Raw genomic sequence first — 16,485 nt, 5'->3', positions numbered from 1 at the left:
CTCCTTCTATTAAAATGAAACATTTACACCAAACGCTAAAGATTTACTACCTAAAGCACGAACAGTACTACTGGTTGCCTCCGGATCAAAATCCTTCATCTTCTTGTCTGCACGAATAGTAAACAAATTTTCTCCGGTCAAATATACCTTCAATGAAGAGATACCCAAACGTGACACTACATTCTTTGGGATATTATACCCTAAAGTCATTGTTTTGAAACGGAAATAGTCTGCATCAAACAAATGATAGTCATTAAAAGCTCTATTATAAGTAGTATGCGGGCTACTTGCCGTATAAATTCTCGGATAAATGGCATGAGGATTGGGATTAGCTTCCGTCCATCTGCCCATATGGTATTTTCTCGGATTATCCTGACCATGGAAGAATGGATGTACCTGATAAACTTCAAAGGCCACGTCTGCACCACTAATTCCTTGTCCAAAAATTGAAAATTCAAAGTTCTTATAATTTACCGAAAGGTTGATGCCATAAGTAAAATCAGGTACTTCACAACCAATAATCGTACGATCATTATCCGTAATTTCTTCTCCCCAATTCAACTTACGTTGAGGGATAAATTTGGTATCACCTGCATTGGGAGTAACTCCGCCATAAGTATAATAATGTCCGGCATCAATCTCTTCCTGGGTATATAAACCGTCACTCTTGAAACCATAGAAAGAGCCAATAGATTCTCCTTCACGCAAAATATATTTAGCCACACCATGACCATTTTCCAGATTCTTGATTATATCGTTTGAAGAAGATAAATCAGTTATCTCATTATTGTTTGTTGCAATATTTGCACTGATCATATAAGAGACATCTCCTATTGTATTACGATGTGCCAATGCAAATTCAAATCCACGATTACGTACTTTCGCTACATTTTGTGAAGGAGCATTTGCAATTCCTGTTTCCAGTGGAACATTGTAAGCCAGCAGAATATTGCTGGTATTTTTGATATAATAATCAGCTGTACCACTCAATTTACCATTCCATAAATCAAAGTCCAGACCAATATCAGTCAAAGCCACCTTTTCCCAGTTCAGTGAAGGATTAGCCGGTTTCGTTTCCTCGATCACTTTGGCAGGTGAATCACCAAAAGAATAATAAGCATCTACATCTGAAATCTTACGACTTCCATAGTTCTGAAAATAATCATAATTACCGACATTATTAATATTACCTAGCGTTCCATAAGATGCTCTAAGTTTCAAATTATCAATAATGTGACGTGTACTTTCCATAAAAGACTCTTCACTGATCCTCCAGCCTGCTGAAAATGAAGGGAAATATCCCCAACGATTATCAGCATGGAAACGGGAAGAAGCATCCGCTCTAAAATTTGCTTCAAGCATATATCGTTCCATCAACGTGTAGTTGATACGGCCGAAATAAGAAAACATCTTATATTCTTGCATACTGGAACCATTCTTATATAATGAACCGGATGTTGCTCCTGCTGACAGGTCGTCAAATGAATCAGCCGGGAAGTCCTGGCGGGAAGCCATTAGTGTTTCTTCCTGATAATGTTCATAAGATACACCGGCCAAAGCTGAAAGCGAGTGGATATCTTTTGTCCAATTATAACTGGCAGTTCCTGTATAAGTCAAGAAATTGTGTTTTTTCCAGTTTACTTCCATTGAGTTAACAGTATTACCCGTACCACCGATTACCGTACCCGGATTCAAAAAGCTTGGTACATCGTCTTTCAAACTAGTATATGCCTTATTTTTGTATTCATACGATTTATAGGTACCTTGGCCTGTGATAACCAGACCTTTTATCGGTTTCAAATCAAATGCCAGTTCATACATTGAATTTTCAACCGTATTTTTAGTCCAATCATTCGTACTATAGGCACGCAGTGGATTACCTCCGGCAAACGTACCACTGGCTTCATGCCCCGACTCTACTGATCCCCATTCACCATTAGATTGGCGAGCTACGAAAGTACTCGGAACAATCAGCATATTATCAAACGAAGGTGTTCCTCCGTCAATATCTTTATTACGTTGGATATATTTCACACTTCCACGAAACGTCAACCAATCTGTTACATCTGATGATACATTCAAATTCAGATTATACCGTCGGGTATCCCGATTCCGGATATTTTCTGTATCATATACATAGCCTAATCCTGCAAAATAGCGCAACTTCTTAGTTCCTCCCGAAAAGTTCAAAGAATGCTTGGTAGTAACAGTCCAATCATCAAATACCAGGTCCACCCAATTCGTATTCGGATACAGATCAGGCTCAGTTCCTTTTCTGAACAGCTCTATATCACTATCCGAATATCCCTGATTTTTCCCTGCGGAAGGGTTCGTATTATACAATGCCTCATTATACAATTCTGCATATTCCCAAGAGTTGACCAGATCCTGTGTATAGCTCGGTGCTTTCATACCCACCATACCGCTGTAAGAAACCTCCATTCGTCCGTCCTTCCCTTGCTTTGTTGTGACCAACACGACACCATAGGCTGCACGTGAACCATAGATAGCTGAAGAAGCAGCATCCTTCAGAAAAGAAATATTTTCAATACTGTTCGGATCCAAATTTGAAAAGAAAGTTGCATCAGCAATAGCACCATCGATTACATAAAGAGGTTCGGATGTGCCTAAATTACCACGACCACGAAAATTGATAGAAACGTCCTTACCAGGACGGGAAATAATAGTTACACCTGGAACTGTTCCTTGAATAGAGCTTAATACATCTGTCTGTACCCGGTCTTTGATATCATCTGAACTGACAGAAGCTACAGAACCAGTCAGGTTAACTTTCTTTTGTGTACCATAACCAACTACGACTATTTCATCAAGCGCCTTAAAGTCTTCACTTAATGTAACATTTATCACCGTTCTTCCCGCTACATTAATCTCTTGCGTATTATAGCCTATATATGAAATAACTAATTTGGCATTTGCAGAAACAGTCAATGTGAACTGACCATCCATATTAGTTACAGTTCCATTGGTTGCAGACTTCTCTAAGACATTTGCGCCGACGATTGGTTCCCCATTCGAATCTTTTACAACACCCGAAATAGTAATACCCTTTTGCTGATTGATATTTTCTAAAGCAGGAACGGCTTTATCTGCTTTATATAAAACAATATGTTTATCGCTAATAAGATATTTTACACCTTCTTTTTCAAAAAGCTGATCCAATACTTCTGTAACGGTTTTGTCTTCAATGGTTATGGAGACTTTACGTTGTGTATTAATCTGGTTAACATTATAAGTAAAATAGAATGCACTTTTCTGTTCAATAATTGAAAGGACATCCTGCACCGAAGAGTTCTCAACATTCAGAGAAAATTTTACCGACTGCGAATAAGTCACACTTGCAGTAATTTGCATTGTACCCAATAGTAAGAACAACAAGATACATCTCATAATAAACAATGTTTTTCGGAGCCATGGCGACTTCTTATTATCGCATGACATGCTTTTCATAATAAATTTCATACATTTGTAAATGATTAGTTAGTAATAAATTTAGGTCATCTCTAATACGTTACTTGCTTAATCCGAACCGGGGATGTTTGCGGCATCTTCGGTTCTTCATTTTTTACAACATCTAAGTATTCTTCATAAGCATCCTTATTTTATAGGTTTATAAATTTGTATATGATCCCCCTGAATTTTATAATCCAGTTTGCGGGTTTCTTTCAATAATGTTAGTACCTGATTTATTTTAGCAGTTTCTTTAAAACGACAGGTAAATAATTCAGTGTCGAGCTCCCGGTCTTTTACTGTAATATGAATATTGAAACGACGCTCCAGATCAGTTACAATATCAATCAACTGCTCATTTACATAAGCAGCTTCACCAACTGTCCATGACCTGACTAAAGAAGCATTGATTGACTTATTAACTGTCAATCCATTTTCTTTAGAATAAGTTACCTGCTCATTAGGTCTTAGTGTAACTTTATGTTCATTATCATTTGTAGCGACTTCTACCTTTCCCTCTGCCAATGTTACTGCAGAAGGTTCTTCATTGTATACTTTCATATTAAACTTGGTACCCAATACCTTTACCTGAAGTAAATCTGCATGTACGACAAATGGGACTTTCTCATTATGCGCAACCTCAAAAAAGCCTTCACCCTCAAGCTCTACATCGCGATCCTTAGAAGAGAACCGGGCAGGATAAGTAAATTTACTATGAGAATTTAGCCAGACTTTTGTTCCGTCAGATAAGGTCAAAGAAACTCTTTGGCCATTAGGAACTTCAACTATATTCATAGAAGAAGGTTCTTCCTGCAATAAAAAATATAAATTGGTACTTAATAATCCAATCATTATAATCGCTGCAGCATATTTTACCCATAATAGATAGGACGATTTTCGGCTTGTCTCTACTTTTATATCCTTTTCCTGTAATCCGGACATAAAACGGGCATAGGCCATTTCAATTTCTTGTTTGTCAGAAAAACGCAGCTGGTCTTTCAAGCTCCAAATACGTTCCATCTCAAATAACCAATCGGCATTAGCCTGATCGGCAGCAATCCATCCATCGACTTCTCCTATTTCCTCCGGTGTGCAACGGTGAGTTAAAAATCGTATTAATATTTCCTCATTCATACATCTTCCTTATCGTTTATATAAAGAAGACAACTGAGACATTCAAAACTACGTAGTCAAAGAATGGAAAAAATTCAACTTAATTTATAATCCGGAGAAAAACAATATAAAGTATCAGCAAATCTTTCAAATCTTCTCGTAGAAAAAGGACTGCAGTCCGGACATGGCTCGCAACTGTGCGCACTGATATTTCAAGTTTATCTGCAATTTCTTTGTGGGACATATCTTCATAGTAACACAAACGGAACACTTCCGCTGCTTTTGGTGGTAATTTTTTTACAGAAGTCTCAATCTGTTCACGAAGATCCCAATCAATTACTTGTTTCAAAACATCATTAGAATCAGTCCGGTCATTAAGGAAAGAAATACGAGCTTCGGCTATTCGTATTTTGGCTGTATATTCTTCTATAACCATTTGATGCTTCAGGTAGTTCAAGCACCTGTTTTGAAGGACTTTAAAAAGATAGGATTGAACATTGTTTACATCTATCTGATGTTTTTGTTCCCAGTAATATGCAAAAATATCCTGTACCAAATCCCTAGCTGCCTGATCATCTACGAAACGGCAAGCTAACGACATGAGCTTCGGATAAAAGTGAACAAAAAATCTTTTAAAAGCTTCCTGATCTCCTTCTTTTATTCTATGTACATCAATAGGCCCCAAGTTATAAATTACTTAATTGCATAATAATCCTCATCAGTTGTAATACGAAGTTCTTGAGGAACTAAGATATTTCTTCAGTGACAAATATAAACTATTTATATTATAAATGGTTAATTACAGTGTTTTAATCCAACGATTTCATTATAAATAGAAAAATAGTCTTTAAAAACGAGTATTTGTAAGTGAGTAAGATAATTCATTTATAATTTTGATTATCAGATATATAACATTATAAAAGTACCTTAGTTCCTCAAGAACTCTATTCTTTCATTAAAAAACTAAGTCTAAAAAAAGTATCAATCCTGCTAAAGTGAAACACAGTCCCTACATGCAGTATCAATTCTTCCGTTATAGCCAAAAAACATTCAGTAAATAAAAAGGAGAGAATTATAGAAAAAAAGGTCTGAAATAAAATTTCAGACCTTTCCTTTTTCTGTTGTCTCACGAGGACACCAAAAATATTTATCAAACTTTATCTAAACCTCTATCTGTCAAAGACATTATACACTAATTATCAACACATAACAACATACAAGAATCAAAGAAACATAAAAGAAGGAAAACTTATTCTTACCGCAATTCTTACCGCAAAAGTTTGTTGCGGTAAGAATATTCTCTATATTTGCCATCGTGTTAAACCAAATAGACAACGGATATGGCAACAGTAAAATTTTATTTGACGCGGCCACAGTCAGACAAACCGACCGCAATTTATTTTCTACTAAACTATGGTGCTTTTACCATCCAACCCAATGGGAAGAAAAAGTATCTACCATTAAAGTACTACACCAATGAATCTATTCTTCCGGAGAAGTGGGACATAAAAGCCGGAGCACCCATTGCTCCAACTGCGAAAAACAAACGAATAAACTCAATTGAGTACAAAGAGTTAAAAGCAGCCCTGGATAACATTGAAGCTACCGCAAAAGACGTATTACGCCGATTAGAGAATGACGGCCAACCAATAACCAATGAATTGCTGATCAGTGAACTAGACAAGATATATAAGAACTATAAGGAAGTCGAAGCCATCAAGACAGACGATTTTTTATCCTTCATTGACGACTACATACAAAATACGGACAAAAAGAAACCGACTATCAAACAATATAAGATAGTCCGAAACAATATATTCGAATATGCAGAACTGATGAGGAAACGGCCAACGTTCAATGATATTGATCTGGATTACTATTTGGGATTCGTTGAATTCTTGACCGCAAAAGGCTATTCTCCCAATACAATCGGCTCACGAGTGAAAGGGCTAAAGCTATTTATGAATGAAGCATACGAGCGTGATCTACATACAAACCTTGATTTCAAAAAGAAACGTTTTAGTAAACCAAAAGAAGAAACAACCTCCGTTTACCTCAACAATGATGAGCTACTAAAAATTTACGACTGTGATTTCAGTAAAAAAAGAAAGTTAGATCGAGTACGTGATATCTTTCTGATCGGCTGTTATACTGGTTTACGTTTCAGTGATCTGTCACAACTTAAATATGACAATATCGGTGGAGATGGAACCATTACTGTTAAAACTGTGAAGACAGGAAAAACAGTTGTTATCCCTATTCACACCGTTGTACGCACAATATTAGCAAAATATAATAATGAGCTCCCTAAAATGCTATCCAATCAAAAATTCAATGATTACATCAAGGAAGTAACGAAAGCTGCCGGCATAGACGAATCAATTTTCTTGCAAACAACCAAAGGTGGCCTCAGCTATACAGAAACAGTTCCAAAATACAGCTTAGTTACTAGCCACACGGCTAGACGGTCTTTTGCTACCAACGCATTTCTGGCCGGAGTTCCAACTATCAGTATAATGAAAATTACAGGACATAAAACAGAGTCCGCTTTCATGAAATATATCAAGATATCCGACAAGGAGAATGCTATACAGTTGAAAGCTCATAAGTTTTTTAATCAGATGGTTGTATCTAAATAAATCACTGTTATGGAAAGAGTTTTTGGATACATTAGCGTAATGAAAAGTATCTTCTATGAATGTCTATATGGCCAAACTATTGATATAGAAAATATCAAAGATGATATAGATGGTGTGAAAATTAATTTATGTGCAATATTCAATTTGATAGAGAGATGTAGGGTTAATGGTCGTATCTCTGGCTATTATTTTGATATTGTAGAGTCGCTACTATGGAAACAGCAAACTATAGAGGAAAAAGAACTAGTTTCCGATAGTATATTAACCCGTTGTGATTTTGACAAATCTGAATATACGGAAGCTATAAATAAGATCGAAAATATAATATCTTACATTGGAATTGGAACTGAACTTTGGGCTGAATATGCTATGTTAGAAGGATATATAACAGAGTATAATGGATTTATTTCAAAAATAAATAAATTAAAGATCAACGATCGAAGCGAGGATGATGTTCAAATTAAAAATCTTCTCCTACACTGGTGTGGTCAAAAAAATGTTCTTACGGATATGTTACGACAGGCTAAGAATAAAGATTATATAACAAACTCATTGCCAGAAATAGCCCAATTCCTCAAAAATGGGTTTGATTGTTTTGCTAATACCAAACTATCAACCATAGAGGGCATGTTGAAGAATAATAGTTCCAGTGCGAACGAAAGACCTATGGAAGGAAAAAGGATACAGATTGAATAAACAAAATTCTATACCGTTTTCTATACGGTATAGATTAAGAGACCAAAACCGGGAAACTTTGCATCAAAATTCAAAACGAACGAATTATGATGCAATCAGCCGTATTAGTACAAAACGTTTCTATGTCAGACATAGAGGCGACCTTATCCAAGCTATTGGATGAGAAGTTAAGCAATTTACAACCGGCCAACAACCAGGAACCGGTAAAGTACCTTACTCGTAAAGAGACTGCGGCCAAGCTCCGTATTTCTCTGCCAACGTTAGCCGACTGGACCCGCACCGGTATCCTCAAATCTAAGCGGATCGGTAGCCGCATTCTATACCTATCAACTGATGTTGAAGCAGCCATAAAGGATAGGAGACTTTGATATGAGAAAAAGGTACAACAACCGATCTAAAAGAAAGCGTCCTCAACAGGGGGCAATCCAGTTGACATTTAATTTTTTTATTCCGGGAGATAACAGCATAAAGCGTCTCCCGGATGAAGAGATCATTATCCGAATACTGAGGACGTCGAATCCAAAAGAGAGGGCGGAAAACAGTCTTCTTTGCCTTCCGGAGAAGTTATATCAGATCGTTCATGATGGACTTTTGAATGAATATTTTAATATAAGGAGGGGGAATGGTAAATAGAGATTCTTTTATTTTTTATCGTTCTTTCAAGGATTGTATGAACGATCTTTCAGATGCAGATAAACTGGTAATGTATGAGGCTATATCTGATTATAGCCTCAACTTAAAAGAACCAGAATTAACAGGGTTTCCGAAAGCATTGTTTAAGTTGATCCGTCCTATTCTTGATGCTAATATTCAACGTTGGCGTAATGGTTGTAATGGTGGTGCACCTAAGGGTAATAAAAATAATCGTTTCTCTAAAAATACAACCGAAGTACAACCAAAAACAAACCAAAGTACAACCAAAGTACAAGCTAATAAGGATAAGGATAAAGATATAAATAATAATATTGGCGAATCTGTCGATTCACCGACTGCACTATCATTCGAAAATATTTGGTCTCTCTATGGAAAGAAAGGCAACAAGAAAACGAGTGAGCGTAAATGGGGTAAGTTATCCATAACTGCAAAAGAGAAGGTTTTAGCCTATATACCAGCTTATGTTGAGGCTACTCCCGATAAACAGTATCGTAAGAACTTTGAGACGTTCCTAAACCAAGAATGCTGGAACGATGAGTTACCGAGTAATGATCCAATAAACAAGACAGAGCATGAAACGAAATACAGATTTATTGATTAGCCTACCGCATAGTGAAGAGACGGAAAAAGCGGTCATAGGCGCTTTATTGATCGAAAGCGGTGCTATCGGAGAAGTCGTTGGAATATTAAATGCCGATATATTCTACGACGTGGCTTTAGGCAAGATATATTCCGCTATAGCCTCTTTGTATGAGAACAATATCAAACCTGATTTATTGACGGTAACAAAGACCTTGATAAGGTCCGGAGAATTGAAAAAAGTGGGAGGCCCTTTCTTTCTATCAACTCTTTCCGGAAATATCGCCTCAACAGCCAATATCGTGGACCATGCGCAATACCTGCATCAACTTTGGTTGGCACGTAAGCTAGCGATTGCCGGTATGGAGATAACCAAGATGGCTACGGACCCAACAGCCGATATTGACGATGTACTGACCGCCGTAATCAAAAAGATCGAGGGAATAGCCGAAAACACGGCGTATAATTCCCGTATGATTGATATCTCTACTGTGGCTACACAATGTATCTCCGAATATGAAAAACGTCGGGAAATGGCACGAAATGGGGGAAAAATAGGCCTGACCACCGGACTAAGCAAGTTAGATCATATCACAGGAGGTTGGAAACCGGGGCAGCTTATCATATTGGCCGCACGTCCTGCTATGGGTAAAACCGCCATGTTGCTCCATTTCGCTAAATCCGCCTCTATCTCAGGTGTCCCCGTCGTGATCTTTTCTTTGGAAATGGAGGTGCAAGCCTTGACCAACCGGGCGCTCCTCTCCGAGTCTGAAATCAATAGCGACAGGTTCAAGGCCGGAACGCTCTTGAGGGAAGAGGAGGAGGGCTTATGCCATGCCATAGGCCGGATCTCATGTCTTCCTATCTCTTTGGATGATTCGGCAAATATCAATATGCGACAAATCAAGACCCGGGCGAGGGAATTACGGAGAAAGGGGAAATGCGGGTTGATATTGATCGATTATCTACAACTAATCGATATGCGCTCTGCGAACCGGAATTATACCCGGGAGCAAGAGGTTAGCCAATGTAGTCGAGCTGCTAAAATTATGGCAAAAGAATTGGGCGTGCCAGTAATCTTACTCTCGCAGCTATCCCGCCAAGTTGAGGGCAGAGCCGATAAGATGCCTATGCTATCAGATCTTCGTGAATCCGGGGCTATAGAACAAGACGCCGATATCGTGATGTTTATCCATCGGCCAGAATACTATAGTGAAAAAGCAGAGAAAGGCTTTGGGGTAATTCGTATCGCTAAGCAACGTGATGGAGCTACTGGGGATATCAGATTCCGGTATAACGAGAACCTGACCAAGATAACAGATTATGATAAAGAGTTACCGTTTTAGTACGGTCTTCCCGGCCGGAAACCGGGATTGACCATACCACAAGATTTATAGGGACAATTGAAAATATAATACTTGTGGCTTATGGGAACAGAAATTATCAACAGTTACATAACAGCCCGATATGATCGATGGCTGGATTACTCAAAATATCATTGCTCTCTCGCTTGTATGCCCGATGAGGCGGTAGATGTCCTGAATGAGGTATTGGTGATGTTGCTAGAGAAGGATCTGGCTTATTTGCTCAGAATGCATGAGGCAAAGAAAGGGAGATACCGGGAGCTCGATTACTTCGTACTTCAGATGATAAAACTCAATATCACGTCTGTAACCTCACCATACCGGCATAAATACAAACCGATCCCGATAGATGAGAATGTGAACTGGCAACATCTGGATATCATGGATGAGACTGACCAGGAACGGGACAAGGCCGAGACAGCTCTCCGGGAGATGAGGCTGATTCGGTATATATTCGATCGGTTGGATCTTACGGAATTGGAAAGACGGGTATTCACTTTTAAGTTCTTTGCAGGGGAGCCTTTTGCTAAATGGCCGGGCCCAGAGAACAAGAAAGTCCTATACCAGGCGTATAAGATCGTTTACTCTGCTATCGTGGAATTATTGCATTCCTTGCGATTGACTGGGAGGGTAGCAGAAATAAGAGCGGTATCCCGACGATCGAGAAAGAGGATACAAGAGCTATGTGAGACATTCATGAGAACAAGAAAGGTCGTGTTAGTCAACGACCAAGAATAAGAATTAAAAACAGACAGTTTATGGAAAAGAGTTTAGATGAGATGAGCCAGCAGGAGCTGACAGAGTTTATGAATGGATCTGGCTCCAACGCGCCGGGTGTAATGCCTTTGGATATGGATGATGATCCGGAAGATCATGTAAGGCGTGTTTCCCGTCATGTAGATACAGTTCCGGAAGATCGGACGGTTGAGGAATGGGCTTACCTGATGAATGGTAGTGAATATCTCAACAATGGTGTAGTAGATTTGAATAAAGAACGTTAAAAGAAAAGCAATGATCCAAAAGATCAACAGGAACCTATCCTGATTCATGTAGATGAGTTCGAAGTACGGAAAAGTTTAGGTAAACTTCAAGACATTATCCTTCCGGCTGTAAGAAAAGTAAAACAAGAGTTCGAAAGATTGCGATTGGGGCCTATTTCGGGTGCATATTTGAAAGATCTCCTTTTTGATAACATGTTGGCTATCCGAAAAGAGATAATGGCGCAAATCGAAAAAGAAACGCCTTCCATGTATTTACGGGATGAGGCGAGACGAAAAGCGGAAGAGATGCTGGGACAGGTATCGGCTGCGTTGGCGGAGCTGGATAAAAAGTTGGATAGTTATGTGATCTACGATTTACTTAAGTACATATCCGTTGACGAGAAAGGAAATATTGTCGTCACAGAAAAGGCGATACAAGCTCTTAGAGAAGCGAACAGTATCTACGTGACCACACCAAAGGCCAAAGAAATGTATGAGGCTCATAAGGCGGCAACGAGAGCCTTAAACCGATTCTACCAGATGATAAAAGGCGAGATTACGAGTAATCTCGTAGATGTGGCCGGTTTCTTTACCATTGATGAGGACGACACGGTAAAGCCTACCGTCCGGGATTATGAGTGTTCACCTTATGTTAAAAGCCGGTAATGGCCAAAAAGAACATTTTCCCACGAAAGGAAACCAGGCAGAGGTTCGCCATGATGGTAAAAGCCTGCGATCCGGTAGATCCTTTCGTAGGGAATATCTTACCGGAAGAATGTCCGGACATAACGGCTCCGGAGATTGAACAGCCAGATCTACCCTGCGATGATCTGGAATGATCCGAAATTATTAGAGTCCCTAAAACGCGCGCGAGAACTATGGGCATCCGGCCAATAGTTGGATACTGTGCGAAAGGTTTATATCTTTGTAGTGTAAGCGTATTTAGTAAAGTTCCCGGATTGCAGTTCCGAGAGGGCTGACTATAAAAGCAAAGGCCCGGTTCACTAAGTCGTGGATTGTAGTTCCACGGGGCTGGTGACCGGGCCTTTTGGGTTATTATGCTCAGCATAACAACAAAGACCTCAACCGTTGTACTGAGCACAATAGTTGAGGCCTGAAATTTTGCGTTATAGGAGATTATTTATATTTTTGTAAAAAGAAGGTGTTACTTCAAGTTATCCCGCGCGAAAGCACACAGGGAAGGAGACGGAAGTTTCACCATCGTTTCTAAAAAAAGTAGCCTGACAGATTCAGCCTTGGATTGCACATCCTTGTGTGATGGTCTATCGGACTACTTTCGTTTTTATAGATAATCTTAACAACTACGGTGTACGGCACCGAGGTTGTACGACTGCTTTACGGCACCCAATGGTAGATACCTCATAACCACAGAAGTGCAAGGGATCGGTAAACCATCAACTCCTACTCCGTGAAGCACGTATAAGGATCGGAAGAATAGTCCTAACCTTACCGGAAGATTGTTCCAGGCAGATTACAGGGGGGCTCTTTTGCCCCCTGATGTAACGATATGTTACGGCGAGTCATTGGAACTATCGATAAGACCTGGGATAGGCGTAGAAAGAGACCCCGTCGTGTTTCACGACTCCACTATACCTACCGTCGTGATTTGCGACAGCAGGTCAAACTACAGAATTATAGTTTGGCTGATTTAGTGGATATTATAAACATTACTTCGACAAACTTATAGATGATTGCAAGGCTAGAAATCCGGCCTCACTAAAACTACAAAATTATAGCTTTAAGGCTTGACTTGATGGAACGAATCGTTCAGGTAGATATTGCGAAAATCTGACTTTCTTGACAATATAAAAAAGCAATCAAAGCTTTTTCATATCTCGTCTTTTTTGAAGATATTCGGGACGTGTTCCAGAAAACACAGAACAACTTTCGAGGCCACATAAAATATTAAGAGGCACCTCATCTTCTAAGCCTAAACAAAGAAACATTGCACTGAAATTCTCCTTACGCAAATCGCAGTATGCGCAATCTGAGGAATAGACATTATACCAGTCCCCAGTCAATACGTTGTATTTGTTATATTCTTCTGTATCTGTCATATTTGAATTGTCTTCACGCTGTATTCTGTGAAATACATAGAATCCGACTTTTCCGACGCTATAAAAAAGACACAAATGAAATTTTCACTACACTATCTTTGTCAGTCCAATTCTGAATTCAGGTTAAGAACGTCCAATACCTTCAAGTTGAAAAGTGATACATAGCCACATTCCTTACATGTTGCCATTACACATGGCATTGCTCCCATTTTAGCAACCTCTGTTTCCCCTTCTGTCGTTTCCAATGCCACAATATGACAAATATCAGGTGAAAGAATTCTTCTATTCTCATCGCCACAATTAGGACATTTATGAATAACCAAAACTGCTCCTAATTTTCTTAATTGTTGATCTGTTAATTTCATTACTATAAAATTTAGTTTTACCCTCTAAATTGCAACTTAGATTTTGTTACAAGCACATTATTATAATTTCTATATTTCAAAAGTTGAGTAATTGATGCCGGAGTCAGTTCTTCTTTATTCGCTGGTCCAATAATAATTTCACTTAAAGCCTGTTTAGGAAACCACATCTCAATATATGGGATTAAAATATTTTTCCTTTCTCTAAATTTTACATTATCAGGATCTGATCCATTGTAAATCCGGAATTCTTCTTCATAACGATAATATTCTTCTTTTATAGAATTCAATAAATTTATATACATTCTCATTTGTGTATAAAACCTTATTTCTTCTGCTTTTGATTTATTATTAATAGGATTATCAGATGAATTTGGGTCTTGTCCAAGATCAATAATACCCAATTTAGTCATATTGACCATTTTTTGAGCTTCAATACGTGCTTCTTGGCCGTAAAAACAAGGAGTCATATTTATTGAGGGCCTTATATCCAATAAAGCCTTAGTATTTAATTTAAGCACTACTCCTTTCCCTCCATCTGCATATGAAGTCCACATGGGAATTGAGTTAATATTAGCAGAAAGAGACAATATGAATGTTTCAAAATTGTCATAGTAGGAAAAGCCAGGAAGAATATCTTTTAATATCGAACGACCAAATACTCCTTCTTGTGGATCATTAAGAAAAGCCCTATGAGTTGCCCAAAAACACAAACACTTTCTTCCTACAATACCAGGTATTGCAGATAAAGTTGTGTAATGGTATACAAATTCATTCATTGTATGCAATTGTTTATATTTTCTCAAAATTATTCACTTTTTTCACACCTACCAACAAAATCCCCAAAAACTTTCCTATATTTGCCCCGTCCTATTTTATCAACCAAGGTGGAAGCGTCTGCCGAACATATCTTTATGTCGGCATTTTTTATGCCCGATCGTTTCGTATCCGTATTTTTGCGGATATAGATATAGCGGCTTCGTACCCCCTTGATACGGCTTAATGGCCGTAACTGCCTTGGTTGGTGTAGGACAAAGGGACAGGCGAAGCCATTTTATTTGTCAATCGATAAATATTCAAAAGGCTCATATATGTAAGGACTTCTATGTTGTATTGATTTTGAACAATGCTTAGCTAATAACGCATATGTGATTGATAAATCTATCTCTTTACTAGGAGCACCTATAAGCATAGCCCGTACGTAATTTCTTTCATCTAAAATGGGACATCCACTAGCTGATGGTATAAATTTCTCTGATAATGTAATACAATTGTTGTAAAAATATTTAATAGGTACTTCATCTCTTTTCATTTTGTAATATTGGGGAAGGTCTGTAATTAGGGCATTATCTTCTAACACTATCATGTTATCCAATTTTTTAGGTTCTAGCAAAGTTAGATTTTTTAAATTGGAAAAACAATCACCGTAGCTATGTGTTTCTTGATTTATGTAAGCCTTTGCACATAACTGTTCTCCTTTCAATGGACGCCTTCTATCCAGTCTCAGATAATCGAGATTACAATCTTCTAGTAAACCTATAGCAATATCTAAGAATTCCGGATATTTCTGTTGCCATATTTTATTTGATTTATAATGAGTATGTTTTATTTTGTATATAACGGGTTCTCCATTATGAAAGAAAACAGCTCTGAACAATTCATTAGAAATAGGTTTTCCATTGATTTCCTTTTTCCTAAACACATGCCCTGCAGTAATAAATACCCCATTTTTGTATACAAGAAATCCAGTCCCTGTATGGATAACTTTATTGCTCGTTTGATATAGTATTGAAAAAATAGGATCTATCATGCTAAATTATTTTTGATGGAATTTACTATTTAATTACAAATATGCGATTTGCTGTGAATAAAAACAAGACAAAAGAAGAACAAATTAAAAAACTTTCCTACATTTGCGGCGTTCCGACCAGAACAAAGACATATAAATATTAAGTTTGTAACACTGATTAGTGTCTACGTGGCTATGTATTGCCTATATCAAAAGATATGGGGCTGCCTTATTCCTGCGAATTGTTACAGCTTAATGTTTAACAATTGTTCTTGGTCGGACAAAAGGGAAGGGCAGCCTTTTTTATGCCCGTGAATTTCATTCGCATGACCAAGAACAATGAAATTTACAACCAGCAGAACAATAGTAAGCCGGTTGTAACGTCTACCCACGAAACGGGTAAGTATCCAACTCTAGAGCTCCAAGCCGCCTATGATGCCGGCCGCCGGATCGGAAGAATCGAGGGAATGATCAGCTACCAGCGCCACCTCATCGAGAACCTGCAGAAGGAAAATGTACAGCTGAACCAAAAGCTGGAAACACAGAAAGGAGGTCAGAAGTGAGAAACTATATATCGCTCCAGCCTCAACGGGATAAAATCTATACATTGATCTGTGATATCTCCAGATCTCGCCATACAGTATTGTCACTAGCAGAGGAAGATAGTGATGTCTCTGAGAGTTATGGCAAGCAACTTGAAGATTGTGAGGAACGTTTGCTTTCTTGTTTAAGCGATCTTGGTGATATGATTGGGTTCAGTATC

The 16,485-nt window shown here is 38.3% G+C and carries 16 protein-coding genes; 10 read left to right on the top strand and 6 right to left on the bottom strand.

The genetic code is table 11. The annotated features are described in order from the left end of the window. Positions 1-9 precede the first annotated feature (9 nt). The 3 genes from HMPREF1212_RS21560 to HMPREF1212_RS21550 all read right to left on the bottom strand — a co-directional run bounded on the left by HMPREF1212_RS21560 (position 10) and on the right by HMPREF1212_RS21550 (position 5,266). Positions 10-3,408 carry a TonB-dependent receptor gene (locus HMPREF1212_RS21560; protein ID WP_046151038.1) on the bottom strand — a complete coding sequence of 1,133 codons (3,399 nt, stop codon included), beginning with the start codon at positions 3,406-3,408 and terminating at the stop codon, positions 10-12. 207 nt (positions 3,409-3,615) lie between these two features. Then, positions 3,616-4,602, bottom strand: coding sequence for a FecR family protein (locus HMPREF1212_RS21555; protein ID WP_028730125.1), 987 nt, complete (start codon positions 4,600-4,602; stop codon positions 3,616-3,618). Positions 4,603-4,681: 79 nt separating this feature from the next. Then, positions 4,682-5,266 (bottom strand): RNA polymerase sigma-70 factor, encoded by a 585-nt coding sequence (locus HMPREF1212_RS21550; protein ID WP_044193558.1) that lies wholly within the window; start codon positions 5,264-5,266, stop codon positions 4,682-4,684. Between the two features lie 655 nt (positions 5,267-5,921). On the opposite strand from HMPREF1212_RS21550, the gene HMPREF1212_RS21545 reads away from it, so the two are divergent. The 9 genes from HMPREF1212_RS21545 (at position 5,922) to HMPREF1212_RS27045 (ending at position 12,332) form a co-directional block, all read left to right on the top strand. Next, positions 5,922-7,220 carry a site-specific integrase gene (locus HMPREF1212_RS21545; protein ID WP_052725077.1) on the top strand — a complete coding sequence of 433 codons (1,299 nt, stop codon included), beginning with the start codon at positions 5,922-5,924 and terminating at the stop codon, positions 7,218-7,220. A 9-nt stretch (positions 7,221-7,229) separates the two neighbouring features. Then, positions 7,230-7,916 carry a hypothetical protein gene (locus HMPREF1212_RS21540; protein WP_046151037.1) on the top strand — a complete coding sequence of 229 codons (687 nt, stop codon included), beginning with the start codon at positions 7,230-7,232 and terminating at the stop codon, positions 7,914-7,916. Positions 7,917-8,038: 122 nt separating this feature from the next. Further along, positions 8,039-8,284, top strand: a complete 246-nt coding sequence (locus tag HMPREF1212_RS21535) for a helix-turn-helix domain-containing protein (protein ID WP_157317100.1) — start codon at positions 8,039-8,041, stop codon at positions 8,282-8,284. 254 nt (positions 8,285-8,538) lie between these two features. Then, entirely contained in the window at positions 8,539-9,171 is a 633-nt protein-coding gene (locus HMPREF1212_RS27415) for a DUF6291 domain-containing protein (protein ID WP_229102414.1), read from the top strand. Beyond that, entirely contained in the window at positions 9,143-10,495 is a 1,353-nt protein-coding gene (dnaB, locus tag HMPREF1212_RS21520; protein ID WP_046151035.1) for a replicative DNA helicase, read from the top strand. The genes HMPREF1212_RS27415 and dnaB overlap by 29 nt, the downstream gene beginning before the upstream one ends. An 81-nt stretch (positions 10,496-10,576) precedes the next feature. Then, the gene (locus tag HMPREF1212_RS21515) at positions 10,577-11,251 is read left to right on the top strand and encodes a hypothetical protein (RefSeq protein ID WP_229102413.1); all 675 of its coding nucleotides are present in this window, start codon (positions 10,577-10,579) and stop codon (positions 11,249-11,251) included. Between the two features lie 20 nt (positions 11,252-11,271). After that, entirely contained in the window at positions 11,272-11,514 is a 243-nt protein-coding gene (locus HMPREF1212_RS21510) for a hypothetical protein (protein ID WP_046151034.1), read from the top strand. A gap of 168 nt (positions 11,515-11,682) precedes the next feature. After that, positions 11,683-12,159, top strand: coding sequence for a hypothetical protein (locus tag HMPREF1212_RS21505; RefSeq protein ID WP_157317098.1), 477 nt, complete (start codon positions 11,683-11,685; stop codon positions 12,157-12,159). After that, entirely contained in the window at positions 12,159-12,332 is a 174-nt protein-coding gene (locus HMPREF1212_RS27045; protein ID WP_157317096.1) for a hypothetical protein, read from the top strand. The genes HMPREF1212_RS21505 and HMPREF1212_RS27045 overlap by 1 nt, the downstream gene beginning before the upstream one ends. 1,340 nt (positions 12,333-13,672) lie before the next feature. Here HMPREF1212_RS27045 and HMPREF1212_RS21500 read toward each other — a convergent pair. From HMPREF1212_RS21500 to HMPREF1212_RS21485, 3 genes are all read right to left on the bottom strand, one after another. Continuing rightward, positions 13,673-13,936 (bottom strand): hypothetical protein, encoded by a 264-nt coding sequence (locus HMPREF1212_RS21500; protein WP_046151032.1) that lies wholly within the window; start codon positions 13,934-13,936, stop codon positions 13,673-13,675. Positions 13,937-13,953: 17 nt separating this feature from the next. Beyond that, positions 13,954-14,712, bottom strand: coding sequence for a DUF2971 domain-containing protein (locus HMPREF1212_RS21495; RefSeq protein WP_046151031.1), 759 nt, complete (start codon positions 14,710-14,712; stop codon positions 13,954-13,956). Positions 14,713-14,987: 275 nt separating this feature from the next. Beyond that, positions 14,988-15,743 (bottom strand): serine protease family protein, encoded by a 756-nt coding sequence (locus tag HMPREF1212_RS21485; protein WP_046151029.1) that lies wholly within the window; start codon positions 15,741-15,743, stop codon positions 14,988-14,990. A gap of 305 nt (positions 15,744-16,048) precedes the next feature. Between HMPREF1212_RS21485 and HMPREF1212_RS21480 the strand changes: the two genes are divergently transcribed. Next, on the top strand, positions 16,049-16,285 hold the full coding sequence (locus HMPREF1212_RS21480; RefSeq protein ID WP_046151284.1) for a hypothetical protein: 237 nt from the start codon (positions 16,049-16,051) through the stop codon (positions 16,283-16,285). Positions 16,286-16,485 lie beyond the last annotated feature (200 nt).

This window comes from Parabacteroides sp. HGS0025, assembly GCF_000969845.1.
Classification (GTDB): domain Bacteria; phylum Bacteroidota; class Bacteroidia; order Bacteroidales; family Tannerellaceae; genus Parabacteroides; species Parabacteroides gordonii.
The sequence above is the reverse complement of the archived record's forward strand: the minus strand, read 5'-3'. Positions and strand labels throughout refer to the sequence as shown.

What these genes read in the sequence shown, in the direction of transcription:
- HMPREF1212_RS21555 (WP_028730125.1), bottom strand. Translation starts at nt 4,602, where the DNA reads ATGAATGAGGAAATATTAATACGATTTTTAACTCACCGTTGCACACCG.
- HMPREF1212_RS21560 (WP_046151038.1), bottom strand. Translation starts at nt 3,408, where the DNA reads ATGAGATGTATCTTGTTGTTCTTACTATTGGGTACAATGCAAATTACT.
- HMPREF1212_RS21540 (WP_046151037.1), top strand. Translation starts at nt 7,230, where the DNA reads ATGGAAAGAGTTTTTGGATACATTAGCGTAATGAAAAGTATCTTCTAT.
- HMPREF1212_RS21545 (WP_052725077.1), top strand. Translation starts at nt 5,922, where the DNA reads ATGGCAACAGTAAAATTTTATTTGACGCGGCCACAGTCAGACAAACCG.
- HMPREF1212_RS21535 (WP_157317100.1), top strand. Translation starts at nt 8,039, where the DNA reads ATGTCAGACATAGAGGCGACCTTATCCAAGCTATTGGATGAGAAGTTA.
- HMPREF1212_RS21480 (WP_046151284.1), top strand. Translation starts at nt 16,049, where the DNA reads ATGACCAAGAACAATGAAATTTACAACCAGCAGAACAATAGTAAGCCG.
- HMPREF1212_RS21500 (WP_046151032.1), bottom strand. Translation starts at nt 13,936, where the DNA reads ATGAAATTAACAGATCAACAATTAAGAAAATTAGGAGCAGTTTTGGTT.
- HMPREF1212_RS27045 (WP_157317096.1), top strand. Translation starts at nt 12,159, where the DNA reads ATGGCCAAAAAGAACATTTTCCCACGAAAGGAAACCAGGCAGAGGTTC.
- HMPREF1212_RS21485 (WP_046151029.1), bottom strand. Translation starts at nt 15,743, where the DNA reads ATGATAGATCCTATTTTTTCAATACTATATCAAACGAGCAATAAAGTT.
- HMPREF1212_RS21510 (WP_046151034.1), top strand. Translation starts at nt 11,272, where the DNA reads ATGGAAAAGAGTTTAGATGAGATGAGCCAGCAGGAGCTGACAGAGTTT.
- HMPREF1212_RS27415 (WP_229102414.1), top strand. Translation starts at nt 8,539, where the DNA reads ATGGTAAATAGAGATTCTTTTATTTTTTATCGTTCTTTCAAGGATTGT.
- dnaB (WP_046151035.1), top strand. Translation starts at nt 9,143, where the DNA reads ATGAAACGAAATACAGATTTATTGATTAGCCTACCGCATAGTGAAGAG.
- HMPREF1212_RS21495 (WP_046151031.1), bottom strand. Translation starts at nt 14,712, where the DNA reads ATGAATGAATTTGTATACCATTACACAACTTTATCTGCAATACCTGGT.
- HMPREF1212_RS21515 (WP_229102413.1), top strand. Translation starts at nt 10,577, where the DNA reads ATGGGAACAGAAATTATCAACAGTTACATAACAGCCCGATATGATCGA.